General features: G+C 66.8%; 11 protein-coding genes. 4 read left to right on the forward strand and 7 right to left on the reverse strand.

All coding sequences use genetic code 11. The features are described 5' to 3' along the window. Positions 1–9: 9 nt before the first annotated feature. Both EO170_RS18625 and efp read right to left on the reverse strand, forming a co-directional pair. Entirely contained in the window at positions 10–807 is a 798-nt protein-coding gene (locus tag EO170_RS18625; RefSeq protein ID WP_126947274.1) for a hypothetical protein, read from the reverse strand. A 55-nt stretch (positions 808–862) separates the two neighbouring features. Continuing rightward, on the reverse strand, positions 863–1,429 hold the full coding sequence (efp, locus tag EO170_RS18630) for an elongation factor P (protein WP_007962665.1): 567 nt from the start codon (positions 1,427–1,429) through the stop codon (positions 863–865). Between the two features lie 103 nt (positions 1,430–1,532). Here efp and epmB point away from each other — a divergent pair, with 103 nt between their 5' ends. Further along, positions 1,533–2,561: an EF-P beta-lysylation protein EpmB gene (epmB, locus tag EO170_RS18635; protein ID WP_126947276.1), complete on the forward strand. Its 1,029-nt coding sequence runs from the start codon at positions 1,533–1,535 to the stop codon at positions 2,559–2,561. A gap of 95 nt (positions 2,562–2,656) precedes the next feature. On the opposite strand, the gene EO170_RS18640 is transcribed toward epmB, so the two are convergent. Genes EO170_RS18640 through EO170_RS18650 form a run of 3 tightly spaced genes read right to left on the reverse strand, consistent with a single transcriptional unit; the run spans position 2,657 to position 6,525 of the window. After that, entirely contained in the window at positions 2,657–4,774 is a 2,118-nt protein-coding gene (locus EO170_RS18640) for an EAL domain-containing protein (protein ID WP_115676889.1), read from the reverse strand. After that, positions 4,771–5,700 carry a phosphate/phosphite/phosphonate ABC transporter substrate-binding protein gene (locus tag EO170_RS18645; RefSeq protein WP_164739863.1) on the reverse strand — a complete coding sequence of 310 codons (930 nt, stop codon included), beginning with the start codon at positions 5,698–5,700 and terminating at the stop codon, positions 4,771–4,773. The genes EO170_RS18640 and EO170_RS18645 overlap by 4 nt, the downstream gene beginning before the upstream one ends. 51 nt (positions 5,701–5,751) lie before the next feature. Then, a complete protein-coding gene (locus EO170_RS18650; protein ID WP_104649033.1) occupies positions 5,752–6,525 on the reverse strand; it encodes an RNA methyltransferase in 774 nt (257 codons plus the stop codon). Positions 6,526–6,641: 116 nt separating this feature from the next. On the opposite strand from EO170_RS18650, the gene EO170_RS18655 reads away from it, so the two are divergent. Further along, positions 6,642–7,475: an inositol monophosphatase family protein gene (locus tag EO170_RS18655; protein WP_016905058.1), complete on the forward strand. Its 834-nt coding sequence runs from the start codon at positions 6,642–6,644 to the stop codon at positions 7,473–7,475. Positions 7,476–7,836: 361 nt separating this feature from the next. On the opposite strand, the gene EO170_RS18660 is transcribed toward EO170_RS18655, so the two are convergent. Then, a complete protein-coding gene (locus EO170_RS18660) occupies positions 7,837–8,448 on the reverse strand; it encodes a superoxide dismutase (RefSeq protein WP_104582195.1) in 612 nt (203 codons plus the stop codon). A gap of 259 nt (positions 8,449–8,707) precedes the next feature. Here EO170_RS18660 and EO170_RS18665 point away from each other — a divergent pair, with 259 nt between their 5' ends. Beyond that, a complete protein-coding gene (locus EO170_RS18665) occupies positions 8,708–9,157 on the forward strand; it encodes a ribonuclease domain-containing protein (RefSeq protein WP_126947278.1) in 450 nt (149 codons plus the stop codon). Then, positions 9,154–9,579 carry a barstar family protein gene (locus EO170_RS18670; protein ID WP_126947281.1) on the forward strand — a complete coding sequence of 142 codons (426 nt, stop codon included), beginning with the start codon at positions 9,154–9,156 and terminating at the stop codon, positions 9,577–9,579. The genes EO170_RS18665 and EO170_RS18670 overlap by 4 nt, the downstream gene beginning before the upstream one ends. A 205-nt stretch (positions 9,580–9,784) precedes the next feature. On the opposite strand, the gene EO170_RS18675 is transcribed toward EO170_RS18670, so the two are convergent. After that, positions 9,785–11,677, reverse strand: a complete 1,893-nt coding sequence (locus EO170_RS18675) for an ATP-binding cassette domain-containing protein (protein WP_126947284.1) — start codon at positions 11,675–11,677, stop codon at positions 9,785–9,787. Positions 11,678–11,773: the final 96 nt, after the last annotated feature.

Below are 11,773 nucleotides of genomic sequence, written 5' to 3' on the forward strand. Positions count from 1 at the left end.
CATAAAAGGTTAGTTGTCGAACGGCCAGCGGGGATCGCCATCGGCCACCGGCACATAGCGCTGGCCGTTGTAGTGCAGCACCTGGCGCACGCGACGGGTGCGTTCGGTATCGGTGTCGCTGCCAGCGGTGCTCTCCACGGTAGATACATTGGCTGTCAGCATGATGTCCGCATAGCCGGCATGTCCCTGCGGCGCCATGCTCACGCTCAGATTGGCGACGTCGGTGATCACATCGCCCTTCCCCAGACTGCACGGCTCGCCTTTCACACGTCGCCATGCATAGAGATCGCGCTGCAGCACCGGGCGCAGGCTGCGCCCCTCGCGCACCAGCAGGGTCAACGCCTGATTGCTGTAAAAATCCGGGCAGCTGGGCCCGCGCGCAGCACTCCGCACCACCACGCCGATCGCGCGCACGCCCTTGGCCAGGTCGTAACGCGCGGTATCCAGGCGCAGGCTGTCGGCAGCGAGTTCGAAGGCGGCGTCCTCGCCCATTGCCTGCGCGTAGAACGCCAGCACCTTGCCGCTGGCGGCATCGAGCATGGCCACGCGCAACTCAAGGTCGCGCTCGCCAGGCACGGCCTCCGTGTCGCCAGCAAATGCGAGTGCCGCCAGCCGGATCGTCGGGTCGTTCGGCCACCGCTTGCAGGCCTGGGCCACCAGACGGTCGACCGGCAGCGTGGCGGCAGCGCCGCCGACGACGCCGGACGTTGCAATGGCCGCAACGGCAGCCACGTCACCGGCGTCGCAGGTTGCGGCCGCCGATTGCGCCAACGCCGGGCACCCAAGCAGCGCAGCCCACAGCCCCAACCCGACACTGGCACCGCATACCGCTAGCTCAGGCCAGTGTCCCGGACGCATCGTCTTACTTGACGCGCGCCGAATATTCGCCCGAACGGGTGTCGACCTTGATGATCTCGTCCTGGTTGACGAACAACGGCACGCGTACCACTGCGCCGGTTTCCAGCGTCGCCGGCTTGCCGCCGCCGCCGGAGGTGTCGCCGCGCACGCCCGGGTCGGTCTCGGTGATCTTGAGCTCGACGAAGTTCGGCGGCTGCACCCAGATCGGGGTGCCGTTCCACAAGGTCACGATGCAGTCTTCCTCGCCCTTGAGCCACTTGTCGGCGCCGCCCATGCCGGCCTTGTCGGTCTGCACCTGCTCGAAGGTTTCCGGGTCCATGAAGTGCCAGTACTCGCCATCGCTGTACAGGTAACGCATGTCGGTATCGACCACGTCGGCCACTTCCACGTCGTCGGTCGCCTTCATGGTCATTTCGACCACGCGCCCGGACTTGATGAAGCGGTACTTCATGCGGGTGAAGGCCTGGCCCTTGCCCGGCTTGACGTATTCGGTCTCGGTGATGACCGCCGGCTCGTTGTTGACCAGGATCTTCATGCCGTTCTTGACGTCGTTCATGCCAACAGTGGCCATGGTGCAGCTCCTCGATAAGACCACGACCTGCCACAGGCCGTGGCAGGTCGGATTAGAATGGGGCGCCCGCCGCAACCGGCGGGCATTGGTTTTGTGACCGCATATGATACCCGCAGCCCCCCTCGCCTTGCAGCCATCTCCGCCTCCCACCCTGCAGCCGCCACGCTGGCAGCAGCAGTGGCGCGACGCCGTGCGCGACCCGCGCGCGCTGCTGGCGCTGCTGGGCCTGGACGCGCAGGCGGCCGGGATCAGCGACGCAGCCGCCGCCCAGTTCCCGCTGCGGGTGCCGCAGGCATTCGTGGCGCGCATGCGCCGTGGCGACCTGCACGACCCGCTGCTGCGCCAGGTGCTGCCGCTGGACGATGAAATGCGGCTGGTGCCGGGCTTTGACCTGGATGCGGTCGGCGATGGTGCCGCCAAGATCGCGGACGGCGTGATCCAGAAATACCGCGGACGCGCCCTGCTGATCGCCACCGGCAGCTGCGCGGTGCACTGCCGCTACTGCTTCCGCCGCCACTTCCCGTATGCCGAGGAAACCGCCGCGCGTGACGGATGGCGCGACGCGGTCGCCGCGATCGCGGCCGACCCCGGCATCGACGAAGTGCTGCTGTCCGGCGGCGACCCGCTGTCGCTGGCCACCGGCAAGCTGGCCGAACTCACCGACGCGCTGGCCGCCATCGGGCATGTCAAACGCCTGCGCATCCACAGCCGGCTGCCGATCGTGCTGCCCGAGCGCGTCGATGCGCCGCTGCTGGCCTGGCTGCGCAGCCTGCCCTGGCCGGTGGCCTTCGTGGTCCATGCCAACCATGCCAACGAATTCGACGGCGCGGTGGACGCCGCCATGCGCGCCCTGCGCGAGGCCGGTGCGCAGCTGCTCAATCAGGCCGTGCTGCTGCGCGGCGTGAACGACAGCGTGGACGCGTTGGCGGCACTGAGCGAACGCAGCTTTGCCGCCGGCGTGCTGCCGTATTACCTGCACCAGCTCGACCGGGTCGCTGGCGTGGCGCATTTCGAAGTGGACGATTCCCGCGCGCGCGCCTTGCACACCGAGCTGGCCGCGCGCCTGTCCGGCTATCTGGTGCCGCGTCTGGTGCGCGAAATCCCCGGCGATACCGGCAAGCGGCCGCTCTAACCAAGGGCGCCACACACGGGACCCGTAGGAGCGCACCCGGGCGCGACGCAGCATACCGATAACGCCCGTCGCGCCCGGGTGCGCTCCTACGCCGATCAGCCGGCCGCGATCAGCTTGACCATATCGGCCGGGCTCAGCGGGCGGCTGAACCAGTAGCCCTGGCCCAGGTCGCAGCCGCGCTCGCGCAGCAGGTTGAACTGCGCTTCCTGCTCGATGCCCTCGGCCACCACCGTGATGCCCAGCGAATGCGCCATGCCGATGATGGCCGTGGTCAGCGCCAGATCGTCCGGGTCGCGCTGCAGGTCGGCGATGAAGCTCTTGTCGATCTTGACCCCATCCACCGGCACCTGGCGCAGGTGGCTCAGGCCGGAGAAACCGGTACCGAAGTCATCCAGCCAGACCTTTACGCCGGTGCGGTGCAACTGATCGAGCAGGCTGGCGGCCATCATTTCGTCGCCGATCACCGCCGTTTCGGTCAGCTCCAGATGCAGCCGCGCAGCCGGCAAGCCGGACTCGGCCAGGCACTCGGCCACCGTGTCGATCAGGTCGCCACTGCGCAGCTGACGCGGCGAGACGTTGACCGAGATGAACAGGCCATCGCCCACCACCGGCCATTGCGCCGCTTCCAGGCAGGCCGCGCGCAGCACCTTGGGGCCGATCACCTCGATCAGGCCGCTCTGCTCGGCGATATCGATGAAGGTGGACGGCGCAATCGTGCCCAGCGCCGGGTGCTGCCAGCGCAGCAGCACTTCCACCCCCACCAGCACACGGTCGCTGGTGCGGTAGATCGGCTGATAGACCAGCCGCAACTCGTCGCGATCCCAGGCCCCGCGCAGCTCGTGCTCCATGTGCACACGCCGCTCCACCGCATGATCGGCGGCGCGGCTGTAGAAACGATGGCAGTTCTTGCCGGCGACCTTGGCCTGATACATCGCAATGTCGCCGTTCTTCAACAACGCAGTGGCATTGCTGGCATCGTCCGGGAACAGCGTGATGCCGATCGAGGTGCCCAGGAACACCTCCCGGCCCTGCACGTTCAAGGGGCGGCTCAACTCGTGCACCAGCCGGTCGGCGAGCTGGGCGGCGAGCAGGCTGACATCGCCGTTCTGCAGCAGAATCACGAACTCATCGCCACCGAAGCGCGCCAGGATCGCATCGTCGCCGCCCAATGCGCCGACCGCGCGGCTGATCCGGCTGGCGAACTGCAGCAAGGCCTCGTCGCCGGCCTCGTGGCCCAGCGTGTCGTTGACGCGCTTGAAGTCGTCGATATCGGCAAACAGCAGCGCCAGCTTGCTGTCGGTACTGCGGGCGGTGTTGAGCAGATGATCCAGGCCTTCGCGAAATCCCAGCCGGTTGGTCAGGCCGGTCAGCGCATCGGTGTAAGCCATGTGGCGCACCTCGCGATCGTGCCGGGCGATGCTCTCGCTCATGCGGCCGAAGGCGGAGATCAGCTCGCCGATCTCGTCGTTGCGCGGATGCGGCGGCAGCTGCACCGCATAGTCGCCACGCTCGATCTGGCGCGCGGCCGCGGCCAGCAACCGCACCGGCGCCACCAGGGTGCGCTGCACGTAGATGGCCAACAGCACACCCAGCGCGACCAACGCGGCCAGCAGCACCAGCAGCCAGCCCAGATCGCGCTTGCCGATCGCGTTGAGGTTCTGCACCAGGGTCAGGTTGGCGCCCGATTCGATCCTGCGCACCCGTTCGAGCGACATGCCCACGCGGACGCCGCCGATACGCTGGTCGCCGATCTTGATCGGCACCGTCACGTCCAGCACCTCCGGCGAGGACTGCAACACCATGGCGCGCGCCGTCACCGCCTTGAAGGCGAGCGGGTCGGTCATGGCCTGACCGTAATGCTGCAGGTTGGGCGAGCCGTCGTGCACCAGCCGGCCGCGACGGTCGAACACCAGCACGTAGCTCACCACCTGCTGCCGCGCGGCATTGCGCACCAGGGCCCCCACTGCGCCCAGGTCCGAGTAGTACAGCGGATTGGCCAGACCGTTCGCCAGTTCGGTGGCCAGGGTCTCGCCGCGCGTGCGCAGGCTGCGATCGAACAGCTCGTGCAGGATCTGCGCACTGAGCCCGCGCACCTCGCGCTGCATCGCGCTCTGGCGCTGCAGCAGCGACGCCAGGATGGCACCGACCAGCAACAGCGTCAGTGCCATCACCAAGAGAAAGCGTGCCTGCAGCCCGAAGCGCATCTGAGTCATTCCACGTGATCCCTGACACGTCGCAACCCCGCGCTCAGCGCATCCAGGCGCCGGCGGCTGGCCTCATCCAGCGGGTGGAAGGCGGTGGTGCCGAAAAAGCGCTTCAAGGCCGGCCCGGCTTTCGGGTCGGAGGCCGCCTGCAGCAGCACCACGCGCAGCCGCCGCTCCACCGCCGGGTCCATGCCGGTGCGCACCATCTCCACCGCGCGCGGTACCGGCGCACTGCGATGCACGATGCGGAAGTCGCGCTTGAATACCGGTGGCAGGTGGCGCTCGTCGTCCCAGTCGGCATTGCTGAAAGCACCCGCATCGATCAGGTGCTGATGCACGAACGCGGCGATATTCAATTTCGACCCGACCATCAGGTAACCCACCGAGCCCGGCACCCGGCTGTCGTCCGGCGACAGCAGCACATCGCAGGCGATGCCATTGCGCACCAGCTCCAGCATCGGCAGCAGATAGCCGCTGGTGGAGGAGGCGTTCTGCAATGCCAGGGTGTGGCCGCGCAATTGCTTGAGCGACTGGATCGGACTGTCGCGGCGGACGAAGAACACCGTGTGGAACTCGCGCAGGCCATCGCGCTCGGTCATCACCAGCGGGTGCGCACTGCCGCGCTGTTCCAGCAGCATCGCCGCACCGGTGGTCTCGCTGACCCAGTCGACCCGGCCACGCCGCAGGTAACTGGACATCTGTCGCGCATCCGGCGCCATCAGGATTTCGCCACGGCGGATACCCACCTCGCGCATGCGCGGCACCACGTAATCCAGCAAGGGCTTGAGTTGCGCGTAATGCGTGGCGGGATCGTCGCTGATCCGTCCAAGCACCAAGACCGGGGAAGGCGCCGCCGTCGCCGTCGCGGCCAGGCCTGCCCCCGCCAACAGCCCGCAGGCAATCAGACACCATCGTAGACCGCGCAAAACGGACACTCCCCTAGAGCCGCCGACAGCCTAGCCGAATCTTTCGAGATGTGACAGACGTCAGCTTCCGGCGCGCTTTGCCAGCATGGCCATGCGCTGCGCATCGGACAGAATGCCGCGCAGCAAGCGCACCTCCTGCTCGCTCATGTCCGCGCGCAGCAGCAACCGCCGCAGCTTGCGCATCGCCGACTCCGGCGCGCGCCCCTTGTGGAAGTCGATCTCGTCCAGGGTGTCGCCCAACTGGCCGAACATGCCCTCCAGTTGCGCATGGCTGGCCGGGCCGTCGCGCAGCGCGCCGCCCGTTGCAGCCGCTGCCGGGGCCGGCTCTGCCTCGCCCGCCGCCAGCTGCGCCAGCCGGACTTCGTACGCCACCACCTGTACCGCCGCCGCCAGGTTGAGCGAGCTGAACGCCGGGTCGGAGGGGATATGCAGCGCCGCGTGGCAAAGCTGCAGCTCGTCGTTGGTCAGGCCGGTACGCTCGCGGCCGAACACGATCGCCACCTCGGCCGGTTCGCTGGCCTTGGACCAGGCGCGGCGCGCACCTGCGTCCGGTGGCAGCTCTTCCAGCGCGACCCGGCGCGCACGCGCGGTGCAGCCGATCACCAGGGTGCAATCGGCCACCGCCTCGGCCAGGGTGGCGAAGATCGGCGCCTCGCCGAGCACGTCCTCGGCGCCGGCCGAACGCCGATAGGCGTCTTCGTCGAGCGCACGCTCCGGCGCCACCAGCACCAGGCGCGACACGCCCATCGTCTTCATCGCACGCGCGGCGGCGCCGATGTTGCCTGGATGCTGGGTGCCGACAAGAACGAAACGGATGCGCTGGCTGACGGACATGAACGGAGATTGGGGAGCGATTCGGCCGTAGATGGTAAACTGCGCGGCCGGCTTTGGTGCCGGACCGCTCTTTTACCTTCGCCATTTTCGATTCTGCCTTCACGGGAGCTTTAACCATGCAGAAACCCGCCGTCACCGTCATGGTCAAAGCCGCCCGCCTCGCCGGCAATGTGCTGTTGCGCGGCATCAACAAGCTCGATGCGCTGAATGTGGTGCAGAAAGGCCGCATGGACTACGCCAGCGAAGTCGATGCCGATGCCGAGAAGGTCATCATCAAGGAACTCAAGCGCGGCTACCCCGAGTACGCCGTGTTCGGCGAGGAAGGCGGCGTGCAAGGCGGCAAGAGTGGCCGCTACACCTGGGTCATCGACCCGCTGGATGGCACCAGCAACTACCTGCGCGGCTTCCCGCATTACTGCGTGTCCATCGCGCTGGTGGAAAACGGCGAGCCGACCGATGCGGTGATCTTCGACCCGTTGCGCAACGAGCTGTTCACCGCCAGCCGCGGCGCCGGCGCGGTGCTCAACGACCGTCGCATCCGCATTGCCGAACGCAAGGACCTGGAAGGCGCGATGGTCCACACCGGCTTTCCGCCGCGCGAGCGCGCACGCATCAGTGCGCAGCTGAAGTGCGTCGACGCGCTGCTGGTGCAGGCCGAAGACGTGCGTCGTACCGGTTCTGCCGCACTGGACCTGGCCTATGTGGCCTGTGGCCGCGCCGATGCGTATTTCGAAGCCGGCGTCAAAGCCTGGGACATCGCGGCCGGCGTGCTGCTGGTGCGCGAAGCCGGTGGCCGCGTCTGCGACTACAAGGGCGCCACCCCGCCGCGGATGGACAACATGGGTCCGGAAACGCAGCAGATCGTGGCCGGCAACATCAAGATCAGCGACGCCCTGCAGAAGGTCATCGTCAACACCGGCTACGCCCGCGAGTTCGACGCCAAGTTCTGATCTCTGCCTGAGAGCCGAGCTCCAATCGCCGCCGACAACGTAGGAGCGCGCCCGAGCGCGACGGGCTTTCCCTGTAAAGCCTCTCGCGACCAGGGTCGCTCCTACAACAGCGTGCAGCAGAACGCACAAGGCCGGGATCGCTCCCGGCCTTGTGCGTTCCAGCTCCACGCCAACCAATGGCGCCGCACGATGTAGGAGCGCGCCCGAGCGCGACGGGCTTTCCCGGTAAAGCCTCTCGCGACCAGGGTCGCTCCTACATCACAGCGTGCAGCGAAATGCACAAGGCCGGGATCGCTCCCGGCCTTGTGCGTTGGGTGTCACTGGTAGAGCGCTACACAGGATTCAGCGCTCAAGCAGGACGTCAGGCGATCGCAGCGTGGTAACGGCGCTCGACTTCTTCCCAGTTCACCGCGTTGTAGAACGCGCCGATGTATTCCGGGCGGCGGTTCTGGTACTTCAGGTAGTACGCGTGTTCCCACACGTCCAGACCCAGGATCGGGGTGTTGCCTTCGAACAGCGGGCTGTCCTGGTTGGCGGTGCTCTCCACCACCAGCTTCTTGTCCGGGGTCACGCTCAACCAGGCCCAGCCCGAGCCGAAACGGCTCACCGCGGCCTTGGTGAAGGCTTCCTTGAACTTCTCGAAACCACCGAGGTCCTTGTCGATCGCCTTGGCGACCTCGCCCTTGGGCTCACCGCCGCCATTGGGCGACAGCACGGTCCAGAACAGCGAATGGTTGGCGTGGCCGCCACCATTGTTGCGCACCGGGCCCTGCAGGTTTTCCGGCAGGCTCTTCAGCTTGGACACCAGCTCTTCCACCGGCAGATCGGCGTACTCAGTCCCTTCCAGCGCCGCGTTGACGTTGTTGATATAGGTCTGATGATGCTTGGTGTGATGGATTTCCATCGTCTGCGCATCGATGTTGGGTTCCAGCGCGTCGTAGGCGTAGGGCAACTGCGGAAGGGTGTAAGCCATGGGTGTCTCCTGGACGTGCCGCCCGGCGAAGACCGGGCGTTGCGGGGTAGATGGTAAGGACGGCGGCGGCGCTTACCAAGGGTGGTGGCAGGGAAACTTCATCCCATCGCATGCCGCGTCGTGTTCGCTGCACACCTTGCACCATGCCCCGGTTACTTGGGCGTGAACCGGACCGGCGCAGTTGTGCATTCAAAGTCGACACAGTCGGGCAACGGCATACTTGCCCTGCCGTCCATACCGTCGCTTCCGGAACGTTTTCATGCGCAAGCCCGCTTTGCTGATCGTCGCCATCGTGCTGCTCGTGGCCGGGTTATGGGGCATGCGTGCGCTGCAGACGCCCAAGCCGCACTTCGCGCCGCAGCTGAGCGCGCCGATCGCCGCGGAGGCACCGGCCGAACGGCCATCCCGGCAGCACGAGTTGCCGGGGTTCCTGCCGACCGAAGCGATGGCCACGATCGTGCTGATCCAGCGCGGCGGCCCGTTCCCGCATCCGCAAGACGGCAGCGTTTTCGCCAATCATGAGCAGCACCTGCCCGCGCGCCCACGCGGCTACTACCACGAATACACCGTGGAAACGCCAGGCAGACCCGATCGCGGCGCGCGCCGCATCGTCACCGGCGGCACGCCGCCGCAGGCGTGGTATTACAGCGACGATCATTACCAGAGTTTCAAATCGTTCCAGGGCCCGGCCCCGGAGCGCACGCCATGAGCGCAGGCGACTTCGCGCTGGATCTGTCCGACCCGCAGCAATCGGGCGTCTACCAAGCCGACACCGACGATCTGGACACCATGGCCGCGCTCGCCCGCGATGCCGGCCTGCACATCCTGCGCGTGGACCTGGCCGGTTGCAGCGACAAGCACAGGTTGCTGATGCGCCTGGCCACCCAACTGGACTTCCCGGCCAGCTTCGGCCGCAACTGGGACGCGCTCTCCGATGCCTTGCGCGACCTGGCGTGGCTGCCGGCAGCGCAGGGCTATGCGCTGCTGATCGACGGCGCCGACGCACTCGCGCGCACTGCGCCGAAAGACCGCGACACCTTGCTGGATATTCTCGACCAGGCCGCTACCGCCTGGGCCACGCGCGGGCACACGTTCGCGGCGTTCGTGGCACCTGCCAGTGCCTGCGACTAGGCGCGGTCTGCAAGACCAGCCTGCGATCACGGAACAGACCAAGACCGGCACTGCGCGCGCGATCGGTGAGTGGCGGCGGGCATCTATCCCGCGTTTTACCTGACGCGCGGCCCCAACGCCTGCCACCGCGTCATGGATGTGTGGTGCCAGCTATCGGCACCGCACCTCCACAGGGCCGGCATGCAGTCGCGCGCCGGCCCGATCGTCAACCATCCAGTTCGCTCCAGCGCGCGAACGCCGCATCCAGCTGCGCCTGCGCGGCGCCCAATGCGGCGGTATGCGCGGCCATCGCCGCACTGTCGCGCTGATAGAAGGCCGGGTCGTTCATGGCCTCGGTCAGTGCCGTGACCTGCTGCTCCAGGGTTTCGATCAACGCCGGCAACTGCTCCAGCTCACGCGCGTCCTTGTAGCTGAGCTTGCGCTTGGGCGCGGCATCGGCCGGCACCACAGCCGCCACCGGCGTGGTCGCCGCCGCCGTTGCCGATGCCTTGGCAACCGCCATCGCGTTGGGTGCAGGGGTGCGACGCTGACGCAACGAATCGCTGTACCCGCCGACGTAATCGCCGATCAGGCCCTCGCCTTCCATCACCAAGGTGGAGGTCACCACGTTGTCGAGGAAGTCGCGGTCGTGGCTGACCAGCAACAAGGTGCCGGTGTACTCGCCGAGCAGCTCTTCCAGCAGTTCCAGCGTTTCCACGTCCAGATCGTTGGTCGGTTCGTCCATCACCAGCAGGTTGGACGGCTGCGCGAACAGGCGTGCCAGCAGCAGCCGATTGCGCTCGCCACCGGACAGCCGGGTGATCGGCGCACGGGCGCGCTCGGGCGTGAACAAAAAGTCCTGCAGATACGCATGTACATGCTTGCGCTTGCCGTTGATCTCGATGAAATCGCGGCCTTCGGCCACGTTCTCGATCGCGCTCCAGTCCTCGCGCAGCGTGGAACGGTATTGGTCGAAGTAGGCGATCTGCAGATTGGTGCCGATGCGGATCTCGCCGTGCTGCGCCTGCAGATCGCCCAGCAACAGCTTGAGCAAGGTGGTCTTGCCGCTGCCGTTGGGACCGATCAGACCGATGCGGTCGCCACGCTGGATGATGGTCGAAAAATCCTTGACCATCGTGCGCGTACCGAATGCGAAGCCGACCTCCTTGGCCTCGATCACCTTCTTGCCGGAGGACTCGCCCTGCGAGACTTCCATGCGCACGTTGCCGGTCAGGTCGCGGCGTTGCACACGCTCGTTGCGCATCGATTCCAGACGCCGCACGCGGCCTTCGTCGCGGGTGCGCCGCGCCTTGATGCCCTGGCGGATCCAGATCTCTTCCTGCGCCAGCATCTTGTCGAAGCGCGCATTTTCCTGCGCCTGCGCATTGAGCCGCTCTTCGCGGCGGCGCTCGTAATTGGCCCAGTCGCCCGGCCAGCTGGTGACCTGGCCACGATCGATCTCGACGATGCGGGTGGCCAGCGCACGCAGGAAGCGCCGGTCATGGGTGACGAACAGCACGCTGCCGTTCCAGTTCTTCAGGAACGACTCCAGCCAGTCGATGGCTTCGATGTCCAGATGGTTGGTCGGCTCGTCCAGCAGCAGCACATCCGGCGAGGACACCAGCGAGCGCGCCAGCAGCACGCGCCGCTTCATGCCGCCGGACAGCCGCGCAAACTCCGCATCGCCGTCCAGTTCCAGCTTGGTCAGCGTTTCGCTGACGCGCTGATCCAGCGCCCAGCCTTCGGCTGCATCGATCTTGGCCTGCACCTTGCCGAACGCATCGGCATCGAACACCTCGGCATGGCTGAGCTGATGGAACTCGGCCAGCCAATGACCCAGCTCGCCCAGGCCGTCGGCCACCACATCGAACACGCTGCCGCCGGTGCCCTGCGGCACTTCCTGCTCCAGCCGCGCGATACGCACGCCTTGTTGCACGCGCACTTCGCCGTCGTCGGGCTTGAGCTCGCCGGCAATCAGTTTCATCAAGGTCGATTTGCCGGCGCCGTTACGGCCGATCAGGGCGATACGCTCGCCCGGCTCGATCGTGAGGTCGGTTTTTTCCAGCAACAAGGGGCCGCCGACGCTGTAGTCGACGCTTTGCAGAGTGATTAAAGGCATGGACCAATTGTACGGGATTGGTGATTGGGGATTCGGGATTGGCAGGAGCGCGGGCTGTCGCGGTGACGAATCCCGAATCCCCAATGCCCAATCCCG

It is taken from the genome of Xanthomonas sp. BRIP62409 (genome assembly GCF_003992965.1).
Classification (GTDB): Bacteria; Pseudomonadota; Gammaproteobacteria; order Xanthomonadales; family Xanthomonadaceae; genus Xanthomonas; species Xanthomonas euroxanthea.

What these genes read in the sequence shown, in the direction of transcription:
- efp (WP_007962665.1), bottom strand. Translation starts at nt 1,429, where the DNA reads ATGGCCACTGTTGGCATGAACGACGTCAAGAACGGCATGAAGATCCTG.
- epmB (WP_126947276.1), top strand. Translation starts at nt 1,533, where the DNA reads ATGATACCCGCAGCCCCCCTCGCCTTGCAGCCATCTCCGCCTCCCACC.
- EO170_RS18640 (WP_115676889.1), bottom strand. Translation starts at nt 4,774, where the DNA reads ATGACTCAGATGCGCTTCGGGCTGCAGGCACGCTTTCTCTTGGTGATG.
- EO170_RS18650 (WP_104649033.1), bottom strand. Translation starts at nt 6,525, where the DNA reads ATGTCCGTCAGCCAGCGCATCCGTTTCGTTCTTGTCGGCACCCAGCAT.
- EO170_RS18655 (WP_016905058.1), top strand. Translation starts at nt 6,642, where the DNA reads ATGCAGAAACCCGCCGTCACCGTCATGGTCAAAGCCGCCCGCCTCGCC.
- EO170_RS18660 (WP_104582195.1), bottom strand. Translation starts at nt 8,448, where the DNA reads ATGGCTTACACCCTTCCGCAGTTGCCCTACGCCTACGACGCGCTGGAA.
- EO170_RS18665 (WP_126947278.1), top strand. Translation starts at nt 8,708, where the DNA reads ATGCGCAAGCCCGCTTTGCTGATCGTCGCCATCGTGCTGCTCGTGGCC.
- EO170_RS18670 (WP_126947281.1), top strand. Translation starts at nt 9,154, where the DNA reads ATGAGCGCAGGCGACTTCGCGCTGGATCTGTCCGACCCGCAGCAATCG.
- EO170_RS18675 (WP_126947284.1), bottom strand. Translation starts at nt 11,677, where the DNA reads ATGCCTTTAATCACTCTGCAAAGCGTCGACTACAGCGTCGGCGGCCCC.